This is a genomic window from Amycolatopsis halotolerans (assembly GCF_042647905.1).
GTDB classification, from domain to species: Bacteria; Actinomycetota; Actinomycetes; order Mycobacteriales; family Pseudonocardiaceae; genus Amycolatopsis; species Amycolatopsis halotolerans.
In genome coordinates this window covers 22350-43776 of sequence record NZ_JBHRWI010000081.1, presented here as the reverse complement: position 1 = coordinate 43776, position 21427 = coordinate 22350, and the positions used below count along the sequence as shown (strand labels likewise).

Annotated in this window: 3 protein-coding genes and 1 pseudogene; all 4 read left to right on the top strand. The window is 70.8% G+C overall.

Annotated features, from left to right (window positions below):
• Positions 1-74 precede the first annotated feature (74 nt).
• The 4 genes and pseudogenes from ACFORO_RS46070 to ACFORO_RS46055 all read left to right on the top strand — a co-directional run bounded on the left by ACFORO_RS46070 (position 75) and on the right by ACFORO_RS46055 (position 21379).
• Complete coding sequence (locus ACFORO_RS46070; RefSeq protein ID WP_377874480.1) at positions 75-947, top strand: nucleotide disphospho-sugar-binding domain-containing protein; 873 nt, start codon at positions 75-77, stop codon at positions 945-947.
• Between the two features lie 98 nt (positions 948-1045).
• The gene (locus ACFORO_RS46065) at positions 1046-6175 is read left to right on the top strand and encodes an SDR family NAD(P)-dependent oxidoreductase (RefSeq protein ID WP_377896781.1); all 5130 of its coding nucleotides are present in this window, start codon (positions 1046-1048) and stop codon (positions 6173-6175) included.
• Between the two features lie 47 nt (positions 6176-6222).
• Positions 6223-10905 (top strand): annotated as a pseudogene (locus ACFORO_RS46060) (type I polyketide synthase); the annotation flags it as partial.
• 76 nt (positions 10906-10981) lie between these two features.
• The gene (locus tag ACFORO_RS46055) at positions 10982-21379 is read left to right on the top strand and encodes an SDR family NAD(P)-dependent oxidoreductase (protein WP_417281600.1); all 10398 of its coding nucleotides are present in this window, start codon (positions 10982-10984) and stop codon (positions 21377-21379) included.
• The last annotated feature ends 48 nt before the right edge of the window (positions 21380-21427 follow it).

Below are 21427 nucleotides of genomic sequence, written 5' to 3'. Positions count from 1 at the left end.
CCCGGGGTGGATAGTCTCGTGACGACTGTCCGCACCGGGCCGGCCCGGTTTTCGTCGTATCTGGAGTGATCCCCATGCGTGTACTCCTGGTCGCGCCGTCGTCAACGGCCCGTCTCCACACCCTGGTGCCGCTGGCGTGGGCGCTGCGAAGTGCCGGGCACGACGTGAAAATCGCCGGACGGCCCGCGTTCGTCGAGGACATCCTCCGCACCGGCTGCGTCGCGGTCGAGCTCGAGGACGGCGACGCTGCGCTGACCGAATCCGCGGCGCTGGTCGAGTTCGCGCAATTGTGGCGGCCCGCGGCGGTGATCTCGAATGCCTCCGCCGGAATCGCTGCCGCCCGCGCGGTCGATGCTAAGGCCGTGCGCGTGCTGGGTCCGGCTGACGAGCTGGATGCTTCAGCGGACCTCACGCTCGACGTCGTTCCGCCTTCCTTGCGGGAATCTCCCGGGCAGCCGCTGCGGCACGTGCCGTACTTCGGTCCGGTCGAGGTGCCGACTTGGTTGCGCCGCAAGGCGCGTCGGGCTCGCATTCTCCTGTCGCTGACCGATCCGTCGTGGTATGAGCCGGTCTTCCACGCACTGTCCGATGTGGACGCTGAAATCGTCTGTGGTGCGGATTTGCCCGCTGGTCTCGAATTGCCGCAGAAATTGAAGCTCGTCGACGCCGCACCACCGGCTGCTGTATTGCCGACCTGTGCGGCGGTGGTGCACGACGGTGACGAGACTTTGGCGCTTGCCGCGGTGGCGTACGGACTGCCGCAGCTGTCGTTGACCGAGTCCGCCTTCGGTACTCGCGTCACGGCGGCAGGTGCGGGGCTTTCCGGTACGGCAGAAGGGATTTCCCGGCTGACGGGCGAAGCGCTTCGTGCCGGTGCGAGCGCGTTGCGTGCGGAGATGGCCGCGTTGCCGGCCCCGCGCGTGGTCGCCGCCGCGCTGGCCGGCTGAATATGGGGCCGCTAGGGGTGGGGGCGCGCGGGGGCCGTCGGTAGCGTTCCCGACGTGGCACTTTCCACCCTTTTTCGCGGTTAGGCGGGGCGATTGGCGTGAGTAGCGACTTCCAGTCCGGCGGCGAGAACGAGCGCAAACTGCTCGCCTACCTCAAACGCGCGACGACCGATCTTCGCGAGGCGAAGCGGGCACTGCAGGAAACGCGCGAGCGTGCCGGCGAGCCGATCGCGATCGTCGGCATGGCCTGCCGGTACCCGGGCGGCGTCACGTCGCCCGAGGACCTGTGGAACCTCGTCGCCACCGGAACCGACGCGATCGGCGGCTTCCCGGAGGACCGCGGCTGGCCGTTGGACACCCTGTACGACCCGACCGGCGAACGGCCCGGCACCACGAACACGCGCGAGGCTGGCTTCCTTTACGACGCAGCGGAATTCGATCCGGAATTCTTCGGCATCTCGCCGCGCGAAGCGCTCGCGATGGACGCGCAGCAGCGGATCCTGCTGGAAACCTCGTGGACCGCGCTGGAGCGGGCCGGGATCGTTCCGGAAACGTTGCGCGGCAGTGAAACCGGTGTTTTCACCGGCGTCATGTACCACGACTACGCCGGACACGCGGCCGCTGGCAGCGTCGTCTCCGGCCGCGTCGCTTACGCGCTCGGGCTCGAAGGACCGGCGGTGAGCGTGGACACCGCGTGCTCGTCGTCGCTCGTCGCACTCCACTGGGCCGCGCAGGCACTCCGCCGCGGCGACTGCTCGCTCGCGTTGGTCGGCGGCGTCACAGTGATGGCCACGCCCGAAACGTTCGTGTATTTCTCCGAGCAGCGCGGGCTTTCCGACGACGGCCGGTGCAAGGCGTTCGCCGCGGCGGCTGACGGAACTGGTTGGGGCGAGGGCGCGGGCGTCCTCGTGGTCGAGCGGCTTTCCGAAGCCCGCCGCAACGGCCACCCGGTGCTCGCCGTGATCCGCGGCTCCGCGGTGAACTCCGACGGCGCGTCGAGCGGTCTGACTGTCCCTAATGGACCCGCGCAGCAGCGAGTGATTCGCCAGGCGCTGGAATCGGCCGGGTTGAGCACGGCGGACGTCGACCTCGTCGAGGGCCATGGCACCGGCACGAAGCTCGGCGACCCGATCGAGGCGCAGGCGTTGCTCGCGACCTACGGCCAGGACCGCACTGAGCCGCTGTGGCTGGGCTCGCTCAAGTCGAACATCGGACACACCCAGGCCGCGGCCGGGGTCGGCGGCGTGATCAAGGTCGTGGAAGCGATCCGGCACGGCGTGCTGCCGAAGACGCTGCACGTCGACGCGCCCTCGCCGCACGTGGACTGGTCGGCCGGCGAGGTCGAACTGCTCACCGAGGCGCGGACGTGGCCGGAGACCGGACGTGCCCGCCGCGCCGCGGTGTCGTCGTTCGGGATCAGCGGCACCAACGCGCACGTGATTGTCGAGCAGGCCGAGCCGGTCGAGGATGCCGCCGCGCCGGTCGAGGTGCCGGTGCTCGCGTGGCCGTTCTCTGCGGACAGCGCGGACACGCTCGACGCTCAGGTGAACCAGCTCTCGGCGGTCGAAGGTTCGCCGACTGATATCGGTTTCTCCTTGGCCACCACCCGGTCCATGCTCGACCACCGTGCCGTGCTCGTCGGCACCACACGAGACGACCTGCGCGAAGTACGGGACCGTCGCACCAACGGCCGTACGGCGTTCCTCTTCACCGGCCAAGGCGCACAGCGGGCCGGGATGGGCAAGGAACTCGCCGCGAAGTACCCGGTGTTCGCCGAGGCTTTCGACGCCGTGTGCGCCGAACTCGACCCGCACCTGGACCGTCCGCTGAAGACAGTCCTCGACGATGCCGCCGAGCTGGAGCGCACCGGCTTCACTCAACCCGCGTTGTTCGCGGTCGAGGTGGCGCTGTTCCGGCTGCTGGCGTCGTGGGGGATCAAGCCGGACTTCCTGCTGGGCCATTCGATCGGTGAACTCGCCGCCGCGCACGTCGCCGGGATTCTTTCGCTCCCGGACGCGGCGGCGTTGGTCGGCGCGCGGGCGCGGCTGATGCAGGCGCTGCCGTCCGGCGGTTCGATGGTGGCTCTCCAAGCGACCGAGGACGAGGTCACGCCGCAGCTGATTGACCAGGTGAGTATTGCCGCGATCAACGGTCCGGACTCGGTGGTTCTTTCCGGCACCGAAAACGCTGTCGCCGCAGTGGTGGCGGAATTTTCCGCTAGGAAGTCCTCGAAGCTCAAGGTGTCGCACGCGTTCCACTCGCCGCTGATGGAGCCGATGCTCGCCGAATTCGCCGTCGCGGCCGAGAAGCTCACCTACGCGAAGCCGCAGATCCCGATCGTCTCCACTGTCGGGGTCGGCGAGGATCTGTCCACTCCGGACTACTGGGTGCGCCAGGTCCGTGCCGCGGTCCGGTTCCACGCCGGGGTCGAGAAGCTGGTGGACGAAGGCGTCCGGACGTTTGTCGAGATTGGACCGTCCGCAGTCCTCACCGCCGCACAGAACGCGTTTGACGACGACACCCTCGCCTTCATTCCGGCACAGCGCAAGGACCGCGGCGAAGCGGTCACTGCCGTCACCGCGTTCGCGACGCTGCACGCGCGCGGCGTCCCGGTCGACTGGACCGCGTTCTACCCGGGCGCGCGCCGCGTCGAGCTGCCGACCTACGCCTTCCGCCGCACCCGCTACTGGCTCCCCGCCGACACGACCGGCGGCGACGCGACCGAGCACGGCCAGCGGCCCGCCGGACACCCGATGCTGAGCTCTGTCGTCCACCTGCCGGAAACCGGCTCGGTGGTGCTCACCGGCCGGTTGTCCACGACCAGCGTCGGCTGGGTCGCCGACCACGTCGTGCTCGGCACGATCCTGGTTCCGGGGACGGCGTTTGTCGAGCTGGTGCACCGTGCCGCTGCCGAGGTTGGCTGCGCGCACATCGAGGAACTCACCCTCGAAGCACCGCTCACCCTCACCGAAAGCGCGGCGATCCAGGTCTCCGTCGAGGCTCCGGACGAGAACGGCCGCCGCACGGTCACCGTCCATTCGCGACACGACAGCGCCGAATCCTGGACCCGGCACGCGAGCGGTTTCGTTGCCCCGAATGCAGAACTGCCGTCGTTCGACCTCGCCGAATGGCCGCCCGCCGGTGCGACGAAGGTCGAGCTGGACGACCCGTACACAACGCTCGCCGCACTCGGTTACGACTACGGCCCGGCTTTCCAGGGCCTGCAGGCGATGTGGCAAGACGGCGATGTCATTTACGCGGAGGTCACGCTCCCGGACGGTGCCGAGGCCCGCGACTACGGCGTCCATCCCGCCCTGCTCGACGCCGCCATGCACGCGCAACTCCTCGGCCCGGCGCCCGAGGGCGGTGCCGCGCCGATGCTGCCGTTCTCCTTCAGCGGCACGACGGTGCACTCGCCGGGCGCGTCGACGCTGCGAGTCCGAGTCGCCCCGGCAGGCACCGACGCGATCACTCTGCAGATCGCCGACGCCACCGGCGGCCCGGTCCTGACCGTCGAGGCACTCGCCGCACGGGCGCTGAAGCTGGCTCCGGCGAAAGACACGCTGTACCGGGTCAAGTGGGAGTCCGTCGAGAACATCGGCGAACAGCACGACTTCCGGATCCTTGAAGTGTCCACTTCGGAGCGTCGAGTGCCGGAAGCAGCGCGCGCAGTCGCGGCGAAGGTGCTCGCCGCCATCCAGGAAACGCTCGACGGTGACGGTCGCCTCGCGGTCGTCACGCGAGGAGCGGTGTCCGTCAACGGTGAGGACGTCGATCCAGCGCTCGCCCCGGCCTGGGGGCTGGTCCGCGCCGCTGCGGCCGAGAACCCCGGCCGGTTCGCGCTGGTCGATGGGGACCCGGAGACAGCGCTGGCCACCGGTGAGCCGGAGACTGCGGTCCGAGACGGCCAGGTCTTCGCCCCGCGATTCGCCACCGTCACCGCGGAACCGACCGAACTGAATTGGGACAAAGTCCTGGTCACTGGCGGTACCGGCGGACTCGGCGCAGTCGTCGCCCGGCACCTGGTGACCAAGCACGGCGTGCGGAACCTCGTCTTGACCAGCCGTCGGGGAGCGAACGCCCCCGGTGCGGCCGAGTTGCGCGACGAGCTGATCTCCCGAGGCGCGACGGTCGCGATCGAAAGCTGCGATGTCACCGACGCGGCGTCCGTGCGGAACCTGCTCGAAACCGTCGGCCCGCTCTCCGCGGTGATCCACGCGGCGGGCGTGCCGTCGGCCGGACGCGTCGAGACGCTCACCGAGGAAGAAACCGCCCGCGTCTTCGCGCCGAAGGTCGACGGAGCCTGGCACCTGCACGAGCTGACGAGCGACCTCGGCGCGTTCGTCCTGTTCTCGTCCGCCGCCAGCACGGTCCTCGCCGCCGGACAGGCGGGATACGCCGCGGCCAACGCGTTCCTCGACGAACTGGCCGAACACCGTCGCGCACAAGGACTTCCGGCGACCTCGCTGTGCTGGGGCGCGTGGTCCGAAGACGGCGGCATGGCGGGAGAACTGTCCGAAGCGGACTTCCGCCGTCTCCGCCGTCTGGGCACGCCGCCGATGGCGACCGCCGAAGCACTCGCCCTCCTGGACGCCAGCCTCGCGTCGACCGAACCCGTGCTCGCGCCGGTCCGCTTGGACCAGGCCGCACTGCGCAGCCGGACCGACGACCTGCCGCCGGTCCTGAGGAACATGGTTCGCCGCCCAGCCAAAAAGGCACCGGCCGCGACCCGGTTGGCGACCGTCCCCGAGGCCGAGCGCGAGGAGTACCTGCTGGGCCTGGTGTCCGAGCAGGTAGCGGCGATCCTCGGCTTCGCGAACGCCGCGGCGGTCGAGCCGGAGCGCGCGTTCCAGGAGATGGGCTTCGACTCGCTCACCTCCGTCGAACTGCGCAACCAGCTCGGCGCGCGGACCGGGCTGAAGCTGACCGCGACCATCGTGTTCGACCATCCGACCCCGGCCGCGCTGGCCCGGCGGCTGCACGAGCTGCTCGGCGTCGGCCGCGGTCCGGCCGAACCGCTGCTGACCGAGATCGACCGGCTGGAAACCCTCCTCGGGGGCGCGGCCGGAACGCTGAACGGGTCGACCGCGAAGGTCGCCGCCCGGCTGGACGCCTTGGTGCGCAAGTGGGCCGACGCGCACGCCGGGGCCGAAACCGAAGCCGATCTGGACGAGGCCACCGACGACGAGCTGTTTGCCGTCCTGGACGACGAATTGGGCATCTCATGAACGGGCAGACCATGAGCAACGAGGACAAGCTCCGCGACTACCTGAAGCGTGCGACGGCCGATCTCAAGCAGGCCCGCCGCCGGCTGCACGAGCTGGAGGCGCGCGATACCGAGCCGATCGCCATCATCGGCATGAGCTGCCGCTATCCCGGGGGCGTGCGCACGCCGGACGACCTGTGGGACCTCGTCGACGAGGGCCGCGACGCGATCGGGGAGTTCCCCGCCGACCGCGGCTGGGACATCGAGGGCGTCTACGACCCGACGCCCGAGCGGCCCGGCAAGACCTACACCCGGCACGGCGGTTTCCTTTACAACGCAGCGGATTTCGACGCCGAGTTCTTCGGCATCAGCCCGCGCGACGCCCGCCGCGCCGACCCGCAGCAGCGGATCCTGCTCGAAGCGTCCTGGGAGGCGTTCGAGCGCGCCGGGCTCGACCCGCACGGGCTCAAGGGCAGCTCGACCGGCGTCTACGCCGGCGTGATGTACCACGACTACAGCGGCGGCAGCCCCGACGGCAGCCTCGTGTCCGGCCAGGTTTCCTACACCCTCGGCCTCGAAGGACCGTCGGTGTCGGTGGACACCGCGTGCTCGTCTTCGCTGGTCGCGCTGCACATGGCCGCGCAAGGGCTGCGTCGCGGCGACTGCTCGCTCGCGCTGGCGAGCGGCGTCGCGGTGATGGGCACGCCGGAGATGTTCGTGGACTTCTGCAGCCGTCGCGGTCTCGCGGCGGACGGCCGGAGCAAGTCGTTCTCCGACGACGCCGACGGCACGTCGTGGGCGGAAGGCGTCGGCGTACTGGTCCTGGAGCGACTTTCCGACGCGCAGCGCAACGGGCACCGCGTGCTCGCGCTGCTGCGCGGTTCGGCGGTCAACCAGGACGGAGCCAGCAACGGCTTCTCCGCGCCGAACGGTCCTTCGCAGGTCCGCGTGATCGAGGCCGCGCTCGTTGACGCTGGGCTCTCGGCGTCCGATGTGGACGCTGTCGAGGCCCACGGCACCGGGACCGCCTTGGGCGATCCGATCGAAGCCCAGTCGCTGCTGGAAACCTACGGTCAGCGCAGCAGCGGTGCGCCGTTGCTGCTCGGCTCGATCAAGTCGAACATGGGGCACCCGCAGGCCGCTGCTGGCGTCGCGGGCGTGATCAAGATGGTGCAGGCACTGCAACACGCTCGGCTGCCGAAGACGCTGCACGTCGGGACGCCTTCGAAGCACGTGGACTGGACGTCCGGCGCGGTCGAGCTGCTCACCGAACCGCAGGCGTGGCCCGAGGTCAACCGGCCGCGGCGGGCGGCGGTGTCGTCGTTCGGCGTGAGCGGGACGAACGCGCACGTGATCCTGGAGCAGGCTCCGGCCGCCGAGGAATCCGCAGCTCCCTCGGCTCCCGTCTACCCGTTGGCTCTGTCGGCGAAGACTCCGGCCGCGCTTGCGGAGTCCGCCGGACAACTGGCTCAAGTGGACAGTGACCTCGCCGACGTCGTGCACACGCTCGTCGCCGGTCGCGCGCCACTGGACCACCGTGCGGTCGTTGTCGCGCAAGATCGCAAGCAGGCTGAGGAAGCCTTGCGCGCCTTGGCTTCCGGCGCTTCCCGTCCGGACGTGATTACTGGCTCCGCTGACGTGCGTGGACGCACTGTCTTCGTCTTCCCCGGCCAGGGTTCACAGTGGACGGGCATGGCGCTCGACCTCATCGAGCAGTCTCCGGCCTTCGCCGCCCGGATGTTCGAATGCGACACCGCGCTGCGGAAGTTCACCGACTGGTCGGTCATCTCCGTTCTCCACGGCGAACCGGGTACCCCGCCTGCCGACCGGGTCGACGTCGTGCAGCCGATGCTTTGGGCAGTCATGGTTTCGCTGGCCGCGCTGTGGCGTGCACACGGTGTCGAGCCGGACATGGTCATCGGCCACTCGCAGGGCGAAATCGCCGCCGCGACTGTCTCAGGTGCACTGTCGCTTGAGGACGGTGCGTTGGTGGTTGCTCTGCGGAGCAAGGCGATCGGCGACATCCTCGGCGGACGCGGCGGCGGCATGCTCGCGGCGGGCCTCCCGGCGACCGAACTGGAAGAGCGGCTCGGCGCGTGGGACGGCCGGATCTCGGTCGCCGCAGACAACGGCGCGACCTCAGCGGTCCTGGCCGGCGACACCGAAGCGCTCGAAGAGCTGCGCGACCAGCTGGTGGCCGAAGGCTTCCGCGCGAAGCTGGTCCCGGTGGACTACGCGTCGCACTCGGCACACGTCGAGCACCTCTCGGACCGGCTGCTCGCCGACCTCGGCCCGATCCAGCCGAAGCGCGGCGACGTCGCGATGACCTCCACGGTCACCCTCGACGCCGTCGAAGAGTCCACTGTGGATTCCGCGTACTGGTTCGCCAACCTGCGCCGCACGGTCCGGTTCGCACCGGTCGTCGCGCAGTTGGCCGAGGCGGGCTACACGCGGTTCGTCGAGATCAGCCCGCACCCGGTGCTGGCGATGAGCATCCAGGAGACGCTGGACGAAACCGGGCACACCGGCTCGGTCGTCGGCACCCTCCGCCGCGACGAGGGCGACCTGACCCGGTTCGCGACCTCGATGGCGGAGTACTCGGTCCGCGGCGGTTCGGTCGACTGGCTCTCGCTGGTCCCCGGCGGCCAGCTCGTCGACCTGCCGACCTATCCGTTCCAGCACAAGCGTTTCTGGCACGAAGAAGAAGCCGTCACGGCGGAGACCGCGACCCCGGTGGCCGACCAGGAGTTCTGGCAGGACGTGACCGGCGGCGACGTCGACGCGCTCGCCACGAGGCTCGGCGTCGGAGCCGGCCCGCTCGCCGAGGTCGTCCCGGCGCTGGCCGCCTGGCACAGCCGCCGCACCGAACTGTCCACCGTGGACTCCTGGCGGTACCGCGTGTCCTGGGCCCCGCTTTCCGGCGTGACCAGCGGACTCACCGGCAGCTGGCTGATCGTCGTCCCCGCCGGGGATGCGCAGGCAACCGACCTGGCGGACGCGTTGGCCGAACAGGGCGACGTCGTCCGCCTGGTCGCCGCCGACTACACCCGCACCGCGTTGGCAGAACTTCTCGGCGAAGCAACCGCAGTCCGCCCGTTCGACGGAGTCCTGTCGCTGCTCGCCTTCGACGAGAACCCGACGCTCACCACCATCGCACTCCTGCAAGCCTTGCGGGACAACGAGATCGACGCTCCGGCCTGGGTCGTCACCCGAGGCGCAGTCGCAGTCGACGCCTTCTCCGACGCCGACCCCGAAGCAGCTTCGGTCTGGGGCCTCGGCACCGTGGTCGCCCTGGACCAGCCCGGCAGCTGGGGCGGTCTGGTCGACGTCACCGACGCATCAGACGCCGCGAAGCTCGCCGCCGTCGTCTCCGGCATCAACGACGAGGACCAGGTCGCGATCCGGCCGTCTGGCGTGTTCGCCAAGCGGATGGTGCACGCACCGCTCGGCTCGGACGTCGCCGAGTCGTGGCAGCCGCGCGGCACCGTGCTCATCACCGGCGGCACCGGCGCGGTCGGCGGCCACGTCGCACGCTGGCTCGCCGGGCGAGGCGCGGAACACCTGGTGCTGACCAGCCGTCGCGGCCTCGAAGCCGAAGGCGCGCGCGAGCTGGTGGAGGAGCTGTCCGGCACCCGCGTCACCGTCGTGGCCTGCGACGTTGCCGACGAGACAGCTGTGGCCAAGCTGCTCGCCGAGCACCCGCCGACCGCTGTGGTGCACGCCGCCGGGGTGCTGACCCGCGAACCCGCGCTGGCCGACGTCACGCCGGAGGAGTTCACCGCCGCGATCCGCGCGAAGGTCACTGGCGCTGAGCTGCTCGACCGGCTGCTCGGCGATACCGAACTCGACGCGTTCGTCCTGATGTCCTCCGGCGCCGCAGTGTGGGGCACCTCCGGCCAGCCCGCCTACGGCGCCAGCAACGCCTACCTCGACGCACTGGCCCGCCGCCGTCGTGCCGCCGGGCGTACCGCGACCGCGGTGGCCTGGGGTTCCTGGGGCGGTGGCGGCATGGTCGACGCGGACGCGAGCGATCTGTTGCGCCGCATGGGATTGGCCGAAATGGACCCGCGGCTGGCCGTCGAAGCACTCGGCCAGGCGCTCGACCACGACGAGTCCCAGCTGGTCGTCGCGGACATCGACTGGGCCGCGTTCGCGCCGGTCTACCAGCTCGCCCGGCCCCGCCCGCTGCTGCGCGGAATCCCCGAGGCGGCGGCCGACCGGACCGACGCCGAACCGGTGGGTACGGGCGACCTCGGGACCAGGCTGGCGTCGCTGAGCCCGGCCGAACAGCGCCGGACCGTGCTGGACCTGGTGCGCGGAGAGGTCGCCGCAGTCGCCGGATACGACGACGGCGGCGCGATCGAACCCGCGCGGGCGTTCAAGGAACTCGGCTTCGACTCGGTGACCGCGGTCGACCTGCGCAACCGGCTCGGTGCCGGCACCGGACTGAAGCTGCCCGCCACGGTCGCGTTCGACCACGTCAACCCGCAGGCGCTGGCCGAGCATCTGTGGAGCCAGCTCTGCGCGGGCGAGACGGAGGTCCCGCTCGAGGCCGGGCTCGACCGGCTCGAAGCGGCGGCCGCCGCGCTCGACGCCGCGGAGATCGACCGGTCCCGCATCCTGCCCCGGCTGCAGGCGGTCGTCGCCGCGCTGCACCAGACGCTGTCGGGCGGCCAATCCGGCTCCGAAGCGCTCGAATCGGCCACCACCGACGAACTGTTCGCGCTCATCGACGACGAACTCGGCGCCTGACCCGCACGGCCAGCCCACTACACCGCGACAAGAGGTTCTCCAGATGTCTGACGAAGCCAGGACCGACGAAACCAAGCTGGTCGACTACCTGAAGCGGGTCACCGCCAACCTGCAGGAGACGCGGGCCCGGCTGCGCGCGGTCGAGGCCGCCGAATCCGAGCCGATCGCGATCGTCGCGATGGGCTGCCGCTACCCCGGCGGCGTCCGGTCCGCCGACGACCTGTGGGAGCTGGTCGCCAACGGCCGCGACGCGATCGGGGAGTTCCCCGCCGACCGCGGCTGGGCGCTGGACCGGCTGTTCGACGCCGACCCGGACAGCCCCGGCACGAGCTACGTCTCCGAGGGCGGGTTCGTGCACGACGCGGGCCAGTTCGACGCGCCGTTCTTCGGCATCTCGCCGCGCGAGGCGCTGGCCATGGACCCGCAGCAGCGGATCGTGCTGGAGCTGGCGTGGGAGACCTTCGAGCGGGCCGGCATCGCGCCGCACTCGCTCGCGAAACAGCAGGTCGGCGTGTTCGTCGGCAGCGGCGGGCAGGACTACTACGACGAGTTGCCGCCGTCCGTGCTCGCCGGCGAGGTCGAGGACTACCTGAGCACCGGCAACGCCGGTTCGGTCATTTCCGGCCGGATCGCGTACGCGCTCGGCTTGGAGGGCCCGGCCGTCACGATCGACTCCGCGTGCTCGTCTTCGCTGGTCGCGCTGCACTTGGCGGTGCAGTCGCTGCGCCAGCGGGACTGCTCGCTCGCGCTGGCGGGCGGCGTGATGATCATGTCGCGCCCGGGTCCGTTCCTCGCCTTCAGCCGTCAGCGCGGTCTTGCCGCCGACGGTCGGTGCAAGGCATTCTCTGACAGCGCGGACGGCACCGGCTGGGCCGAAGGCGCGGGAACCCTGTTGCTGGAACGGCTTTCCGACGCTCAGCGCAACGGACACCAGGTGCTCGCGGTGGTGCGCGGCTCGGCGGTGAACTCCGACGGCGCGTCCAACGGCCTCACCGCGCCGAACGGTCCTTCGCAGCAGCGGGTGATCCGCCAGGCGCTGGCCAACGCGCGGCTGTCGGCGTCCGATGTGGACGCTGTCGAGGGCCACGGCACCGGCACCACGCTGGGCGATCCCATTGAGGCGCAAGCACTGCTGGCCACCTACGGCCAGGACCGCACCGAACCGCTGTGGCTCGGGTCGATCAAGTCGAACATCGGCCACGCGCAGGCGGCGGCGGGCGTCAGCGGCGTGATCAAGATGGTGCAGGCGATGCGGCACGGGCTGCTGCCGCGCACGCTGCACGTCACCGAACCGTCCACAGAGGTCGATTGGACCTCCGGCGCGGTCGAACTGCTGCGCACCGAGCGTCCGTGGGCGGCTGGGGAACGCCCACGGCGTGCGGGCGTTTCGTCGTTCGGCGTGAGCGGTACGAACGCGCACATCATCCTGGAGGAAGCGCCTGCGGTGGAGGCCGCCGCGCCGGTCACGCCGAGCTGGCCCGAGGACGTCGCGGTCCCGCTGCCGCTGGCTGGCCACGGCAGTGCGGCGCTGCGGGCACAGGCCGCGCAGCTGGTGTCCTCTGTGCATCCGACGCTTGACCTGGGCTTTTCGCTCGCCACCTCGCGATCGCCGCTGTCGCACCGCGCGGTCGTGCTCGCCGAGGACCCGAAGCAGGCCATCGCCGCGCTCGCGGACGGCGTCGCCACTCCGGACGTCGTCACCGGCACACAGGTGGAAGGACTGACCGCGTTCCTGTTCTCCGGTCAGGGCGCGCAGCGGGCCGGGATGGGGGCCGCGCTGGCCGCCGCGTTCCCGGTCTTCGGTGCGGCGCTGGACGAGGTCTGCGCCGAACTGGACCAGCACCTCGACCGTCCACTCAAGACAGTTCTGTTCGAGAAACCGCGGCTGATCAACCAAACCGGCTACACCCAGCCCGCGCTGTTCGCGATCGAGGTGGCGCTGTTCCGGCTGCTCGCGTCGTGGGGGATCAAGCCGGACTTCCTGCTCGGCCACTCGATCGGCGAGCTTGCCGCCGCGCACGTCGCCGGGGTCTTCTCGCTGGCCGACGCTGCCACGTTGGTCGCCGCTCGGGCTCGGTTGATGCAGGCCCTCCCGTCCGGCGGTTCGATGGTGGCTCTGCAGGCGACCGAGGACGAGGTCACGCCGCATCTGACGGACGAGGTCAGCATCGCCGCGATCAACGGTCCGGATTCCGTCGTGCTTTCCGGTGCCGAGGACGCCGTCGCCGCCGTGGTGGCCGCGTTCGACGGGCGGAAGTCCTCGAAGCTCAAGGTGTCGCACGCGTTCCACTCGCCGCTGATGGAACCGATGCTCGCGGAGTTCGCCGCCGTGGCCCGCGGTCTGACCTACCACCAGCCGGAAATCCCGCTGGTCTCGACGGTCGGTTCGGATGTCGACCTGTCCACTCCGGACTACTGGGTGCGCCAGGTCCGCGCCGCGGTCCGGTTCCACGACGGCGTCGGAACCCTTGCCGCGCAAGGTGTTGGACGGTTCGTCGAGGTCGGCCCGGACGGTGTGCTGTCCGCGCTGGTCCGCCAGACGTCCGACGCGCTCGTGGTCCCGGTGCTCCGCAAGGACCGCGAAGAACCGGCCGCCGCGCTCACCGCGTTGGCCGAGCTGTTCGTCAGCGGCCTGAACCCGGACTGGGCGGCGGTCTTCGCAGACCGTGGTGCCCAGCGCGGCGACCTGCCGCCGTATGCGTTCCAGCGCAAGCGGTACTGGCTCGACGCTCGCGCCAACCGCGACGAGGTCACCGCCGCCGGGCTGACGTCCGCCGGGCACCCGCTGCTCGGCGCGGCCGTCGCGCTCGCCGACACCGACGGCGTCGTGCTCACCGGCCGGCTGTCCGTCGAAACGCACCCGTGGCTGGCCGAACACCAGCTCGGCGACGCGGTCACCGTGCCCGGCACCGCGTTCCTGGAACTGGTCGTCCGCGCCGGAGACCAGGTCGGTTCCGGCCGGATCGAGGAACTGACCCTGGGCAGTCCGCTCGTCCTGCCCGCCCGTGGCGGCATCCAGGTGCAGGTCACCGTCGGTGCGGCGGGGGAGCGCGACGTCCGCTCGGTGACTGTCCACTCGCGACCTGAGGACGACGACGCCGACTGGACCCTGCACGCAAGCGGCAGCGTCGCTCCGCAGTCGGCCAGTGGCGGCACTGCGCTGACCGAGTGGCCGCCCGCCGGCGCTGAGTCGGTCGCCATCGACGGTCTGTACGACGACTTCGCCGACACCGGTCTGACTTACGGCCCGCTTTTCCGTTCCCTGAAAGCAGTCTGGCAGCGCGGCGGCGAAATCTTCGCCGAGGTCGCGTTGCCGGAGGACAGCGACGCCGACCGCTTCGGCCTCCACCCGGCCGCGCTCGACGCGTGCACCCACGCGCTGCGCGTCGCAGGTGGCGGGGACGGCGGCGTCGGCCGGGTTCCGTTCTGCTGGACCGGAGTCGAGCTGCACGCCACCGGTGCGTCCGCGCTGCGTGTGCGGTTCACGCCGACCACAGAGGACGGTTTCACCATCGCCCTCGCCGACCCGACCGGCGCTCCGGTCGCGACGGTCGCCGAGACGGTGTTTCGCACGTTCGCCGCGCCGGTCGCCGAGCAGGCCGCGCCGCTGTACCGGATCGAATGGCAGCGTTCGGCGGACGTCGAGACCACTGTGGACACTGCCGACGTCCAGATTCTCGAGTGCATCGGCGAATCCGGCACCGCAGCGGAGACCCATGAACTCACGCACCGCGTGCTGGCCGCGCTTCAGGCCTGGCTGGCCGAGGAACACCCCTCGCAAGCCCGGCTCGTAGTGGTCACGCGCGGCGCGGTCCCGGCCGCTGGAGACGTCACCGACCTCGCCGCCTCCGCGGTCTGGGGCCTGGTCCGCTCCGCTCAGGAGGAGAACCCGGACGCCTTCGTCCTGCTCGACCTCGACGCCGAAACCACGCCGGAAGCAGTGTTGCCGCAGGTCCTGGCCTCGGGCGAAGCACAGGCGGCGGTCCGGCTCGGCACCGTCCTCGTGCCCCGGCTGGTCCGCACGACGCCTGAGCTGGAGCGGCCGTACTTCTGCCCGCACGGCACGGTGCTGGTCACCGGCGCGTCCGGCGCGCTGGGCGGGAAGCTTGCCCGGCACCTGGTCGCCGAGCACGGCGTCCGCCGGTTGCTGCTGCTCAGCCGCCGGATCACGCCCGCTCTCGACCAGTTGGCCGCCGAACTGCGGGAAAGCGAGGTCGACGTCCGGCTGGAGCGCTGCGACGTCGCCGACCGCGAGGCGCTGGCCAGTGTCCTGGCGTCGCTGCCCGAGGAGAATCCGCTCACCGCGATCGTGCACGCCGCTGGCGTTCTCGACGACGGTGTCGTCACCGCTTTGACCCCGGAGCGGGTCGACGCCGTGCTCGCGCCGAAGGTCGACGGCGCGCTGAACCTGCACGAACTGACCCGTGAGATCGCGCTGTCCGCGTTCGTGCTGTTCTCGTCGGTCTCCGGCGTCCTCGGCGCGCCCGGCCAGGGCAGCTACGCCGCAGCCAACGCGTACCTGGACGCACTCGCGTCGCACCGTGTCGCGCACGGTCTGCCGGGTCTGTCGCTGGACTGGGGTCTGTGGGGCGAGGTCGGCGGCATGGGCGGCACGCTCACCGAAGAGGAGGTGCAGCGGCTCGCGGCCAGCGGCATCGTGCCACTGTCCACTGCGGAGGGTCTGGCGATGTTCGACCGCGCCATCGCCGTCCGCAAGCCGACCGCTGTTCCGGCGAAGCTCGACCTGCCGGTGCTGCGCAAACTCGACCGGCTCCCGCGCACGCTGGAGCAACTCGTCGGACGCACCACGCGCCGGGTCGCCGCCGCTGCCGAGTCCACGGTGGACTCGTTCGGCGCACGGCTGCTGGGCCTGCCGGAAGAAGACCGTCGTGACGCGGTGCTGGAACTGGTGCGCAGTCACGCGGCCACCGTGCTCGGTTACCGTGCCGCGCACGAGATCGAGCCGTCGGCACAGTTCCAGTCGCTCGGTTTCGACTCGCTGACCGCGATCGAACTCCGCAACGGCCTCACCGCGGCTACCGGCCAGCGGCTGCCCGCGACGCTGATCTTTGACCACCCCACGCCGACCGCCCTCGCCGCGCACCTGCTCGACGAACTGGCTGGCGCTTCACCAGAGATCGTTACAGTGTCCACTAAGGACAACTCGGACGAGCCGATCGCGATCGTCGGCATGGCCTGCCGTCTGCCCGGCGGCGTCACCTCGCCGGAGCAGCTGTGGGAACTCGTCGCCGAGGGCCGCGACGCGATCGGGGACTTCCCGGCCGACCGCGGCTGGGACATCGACGGCCTGCTCGACCCGACCGGCCGCCGTCCCGGCACGACCTACGTCGCGCGCGGCGGATTCGTCTACGACGCGGGCGATTTCGACCCGACGTTCTTCGGCGTCTCGCCGAAGGAAGCGCCGATGATCGACCCGCAGCAGCGGTTGCTGCTCGAAGCGTCCTGGGAAGCGTTGGAGCGGTCCGGGATCGACCCGGTCTCGCTCAAGGGCAGCCCGACCGGCGTGTACGCGGGCGTCCAGTACCACGACTACGTGGGCGCGAACAGCGCTGGCTCGATCGTCACCGGCCGGGTTTCATACACCCTCGGCCTCGAGGGCCCGGCCGTATCCGTCGACACCGCGTGCTCGTCTTCGCTGGTCGCGATGCACATGGCAGCACAGGCATTGCGCGGCGGCGACTGCTCGCTCGCGCTGGCCGGCGGCGTCACGGTGATGGCCACTCCGGAGACCTTTGTGGAGTTCAGCCGTCAGCAAGGCCTCGCCGCCGACGGTCGGTGCAAGGTGTTCTCCGACGACGCCGACGGCACCACCTGGTCCGAAGGCGTCGGCGTGCTGGTGCTGGAGCGCCTGTCCGACGCCCGCGCCAACGGCCACCCGGTGCTCGCGGTCCTCAAGGGCAGCGCGGTGAACCAGGACGGCACGTCGAACGGCTTGACCGCGCCCAACGGTCCCGCGCAGCAGCGGGTCATCCGCGCCGCGCTCGCCGACGCCGGGCTGGAACCGTCCGATGTGGACGCCGTCGAAGCGCACGGCACCGGCACGAAGCTCGGCGACCCGATCGAAGTCCAGGCGCTGCTGGCGACTTACGGTACGCAGACGTCGGCGGACCGTCCGTTGTGGATCGGTTCGGTGAAGTCGAACATCGGGCACACGCAGGCCGCGGCAGGTGCGGCGGGCGTGATCAAGATGATCGAAGCGATGCGGCACGGCGAACTCCCCGCGACGCTGCACGTGGGCAAGCCGTCGAGCGAGATCGACTGGTCCACTGGCGCGGTGCGAGTGCTCGCCGAGCCGGTGAAGTGGCTGCCGAACGGCCACACCCGCCGCGTCGGCGTCTCGTCCTTCGGCGTGAGCGGCACGAACGCGCACGTGATCCTGGAGGAAGGCGACCGTCGCGAGGTCACCGCCTCGACTGGCCCGGAGTACGACGGCCCGGTCGCGTGGCCGGTCTCGGGTCGCGGTGCGGCAGCGTTGCGGGCCAAGGCCGAGCAGCTGATGTCCTATGTGGACGAGGACCCGGAAGGCAGCCTCGCCGACATCGGCCTCTCGCTGGCGACTGCACGCAGTGCGTTCGACCGCCGCGCGGTGCTGATCGGCAGCCGTTCGCCGCAGTTCGTGCGCGGTCTGGCGGCCCTGGTGGACGAGGAGGACGCACGTGGCGTCGTCCGCGGCATCGCCACCGGCAGCGGCCGTACTGCGTTCCTGTTCGCCGGCCAGGGTTCGCAGCGGGCGCAGATGGGCTCGCAGCTGGCCGCGCGGTACCCGGCGTTCGCGGAGGCCTACGACGAGGTGTGCGCCGAACTCGACAAGCACCTCGACCGTCCGCTTCGCGAAGTGATCGACAGCGGCGACGGTCTCGATGAGACCCGCTGGACGCAACCGGCGCTGTTCGCGCTGGAAGTCGCGCTGTTCCGCACGGTCCGGTCGTGGGGCGTTAAGCCGGACCTGCTGGCCGGACACTCCATCGGCGAACTCGCCGCCGCACACTGCGCTGGCGTCTTCTCGCTGGCCGATGCCGCGAAGCTCGTGGTTGCCCGCGGCAAGCTGATGCAGGCCTTGCCTGGAGTCGGATCAGCGTCGCGAAGCGACTCCGTTGAGGGCGGTGGCGGGGGCATGGATGGAGGTGCGATGGTCGCGATCGACGGGACACCCGAGGCGGTTCGCGAAGCCGCTGGGGACACTGTGGACATTGCCGCAGTGAACGGCCCGACCGCGGTCGTCATCTCCGGTGCTGCGGAAGCGGTCGCCGAAGTGGCGGCGAAGTTCGAGCGCACCAAGCAACTCCGCGTCTCGCACGCATTCCACTCGCGACTGATGGACCCGATGCTCGCCGAGTTCCGCACTGTCGCGGAAGGACTGTCCTATGCGGAGCCGAGGATCCCGATCATCTCCACGGTCACCGGCGAGCCCGCCGACAACCTGACTTCGCCGGAGTACTGGGTAAACCAGGTCCGCGAAGGCGTCCAATTCCGCGACGCCGTCACTCGGGCTGCTGCGGATGGCGTGACCCGGTTCCTCGAACTGGGCCCGGACACCACGCTTACCGCGATGGCCGACGCCAGCCTCGACGAGCGTCCGGACGGTCTCGTGCTCGCCTCGCTGTTGCACAAGGAGCAGGACGAAGCGGTCGCCGCGCTGACCGGTGTCGCGCAGCTGCACGTCAGCGGCGTCGACGTCGACTGGTCGGCCATCTACGCGCCGACCGGTGCCCACCCGGTGCCGGTACCGACGTATCCGTTCCAGCGTCAGCGTTACTGGCTGGAGAGCACGGCCACCGCGCCGGGCCAGGAAGACCACCCGCTGCTCGGCACCGCGACGGAGCTGGCTGGCGCGGAGGGCCTCCTGTTCAGCGGACGGCTGTCCGTCGGCACGCACCCGTGGCTGGCGGACCACGTCGTCGGCGGCTCGATCCTGTTCCCCGGCACCGGTTTTGTCGAGATGGCGATCCGTGCCGGTGACGAGGCCGGGTGCCCGCGCCTGGACGAGCTGACGCTGGAGTACCCGCTGGTCGTACCGGAGCGGACCGGCGTGCGCGTCCAGTTCGCGCTCGACGCCGCGGAGAACGGCATTCGCCCCTTCACTGTCCACTCGCGACCGGAAGGCGCAGCGGACGGCGTCCCCTGGACCCGTCATGCCACCGGACGTCTCGCGAAGGCAGGGAAGTCGGAGAAGTTCAACCTCTCCGCGTGGCCGCCCGCTGCCGAGCAGGTCCAACTCGAAGGCACCTATGAGGAACTGGCCGCCGACGGTCTCGCGTACGGCCCGGCTTTCCGTGGTCTCGTCGCTGCCTGGAAGGGCGATGGGGAAGCGTTCGCGGAGATCCAGCTGCCTGCCACGGTGTCCGATGTGGACCGTTACGGCATCCACCCGGCCGTCCTCGACGCCGCCTTGCACACCATTGGCGTCTCCGGCGCGGTCGGCGACGAACCGGCGCTGCCGTTCGCGTGGGAAGGCGTCCGGCTGCACGCAGTCGGCGCGACGACGCTGCGGGTACACGTGAAGCAGATCGGCTCGGGTGCGGCGGCACTGAAGATCGCCGACGCCACCGGTGCGCCGGTCGCTTCGGTGGATTCGCTGCTGCTGCGCCCGATGTCGGCACAGCCACAGGCCGCCGAATCCGGTGGTATGGAGTCGCTGTTCCGCCTCGCGTGGGAACAGACCGACCTCGACGCCGTCGCCGAGGTGACCGACTGGACTGTGGTCGGCGACGACCCGTTCGGCCTCACCGATGCCCTCGGCGCCACCGCCGTGACCAGCATCGACGACGCTTCCGGCCTGGTCGTGCTGCCCGCCGCCGGCGACGACGTGCACGCGGAACTGCACCGGGTCCTCGGCGAACTGCAGACGTTCCTCGCCCGTCCGGAGGGCTCGCTGCTGGTGGTCACCCGAGGCGCGGTCGCGGCCAACGCCGAGGAGAGCCCCGACCCGGTCGGAGCCGCGGTGGCCGGGCTGGTCCGTTCGGCGCAAGCCGAGCACCCGGACCGGATCACCCTGATCGACCTCGGCACCGGAACCCCTAGCGGCCGCACCCTTGCCGCGGTGTCGGCATCGGACGAACCGCAGGTCGCTCTCCGCGCCGGTGCGGTGCTGGTGCCGCGGTTGCAACGCGCCGCCGACGCCGCTGCCGCCCCGGTCTGGGACTCCGAAGGCACGGTGCTGATCACCGGCGCGACCGGTGCGCTCGGCGGTTCCGTCGCCCGGCACCTGGTGACCGAACACGGCGTGCGGAACCTGCTGCTGGTCAGCCGTCGCGGTGCGGACGCACCGGGCGCGACCGAGCTGCGGGACGAACTCGCCGGTCTCGGCGCCGAAGTCACGCTCGCCGCCTGCGACGTGGCAGACCGCGCTGCGGTTTCCGCCCTGCTGGAGGGAATCGACCTGCGCGGAGTCGTGCACGCAGCCGGTGTCCTTGACGACGGTGTCCTGACGTCCCTTACCCCGGAACGTCTCGACCACGTCCTGCACCCGAAGGTCGACGCCGCGGCGACGCTCGACGAGCTGACCCGCGACCGCACCCTGACCGCGTTCGTCCTGTTCTCCTCGGCCGCCGGCGTGCTCGGCGCACCGGGCCAGGGCAGCTACGCCGCGGCCAACGCCTACCTCGACGCGCTGGCGGTCCGCCGTCGTCGCGAAGGTCTCGCGGGCTCGTCGCTCGCCTGGGGCCTGTGGGGCGGTGGCATGGGCGCGGCGCTGGAAGACGCGGACGCCCACCGCATCGGCGAAACCGGCATCACCGCGCTGTCCACTGAGGACGGTCTGCGACTGCTGGACGCGGCAGCGGGTTCACCCGAGCCGCTGCTCGTTCCGATCGCTTTGGACACCCGTGTCCTGGCGTCCTCGGGCGACGACGACCTCCCGGCCGTCCTGCGCGAACTCGCCGGCACTCGCGGCCGTCGCGCGGCTCAGGACGCCGTGGAGGACACCGAATCGCTGGCGCAGAAACTCGGTGCGCTCCCGCCGGGCAAACGAGTGCCGACCGTGCTCACCCTGGTGCGCACGCACGCGGCGACGCTGCTCGGGCACGCCGGTCCGGAGGCGGTGGAAGCGGACCGCTCGTTCAACGAGGTCGGCTTCGATTCCTTGTCCGCCACCGGGTTCCGCAACAAGCTCAGCCTCGTCACCGGCCTGAAGCTGCCGGTCAGCCTGATCTTCGACTACCCGACTCCGCGGATCCTCGCCGAGCACCTGGTCACCGAGCTGGCCCCAGCCGAGACCGAGCCGGAACCGTTGTCGGACCAGGGAATCCGGGAAGCTGTGGCGGCGATCCCGCTGGAACGGCTGCGTTCGGCGGGCCTGCTGGACGGCCTGCTCGAACTGGCGGGCATCCAGATCCCGGAACAGTCCGTCGCCGACGAGGAACTGGAATCGTCCGCAGTGGACGAGGACACGATCGACGAGCTGGACACCGACGCGTTGATCAGCATGGCGATCGGGGGTGGGGACGACGATTAGCCCACCCCTATCGGGCCCGGCCGGTATTGCCGCTCTCGCGGCCGCTGT

Excerpts from the sequence above, each read along its gene's own strand:
- ACFORO_RS46070 (WP_377874480.1), top strand. The coding sequence starts at position 75 with ATGCGTGTACTCCTGGTCGCGCCGTCGTCAACGGCCCGTCTCCACACC.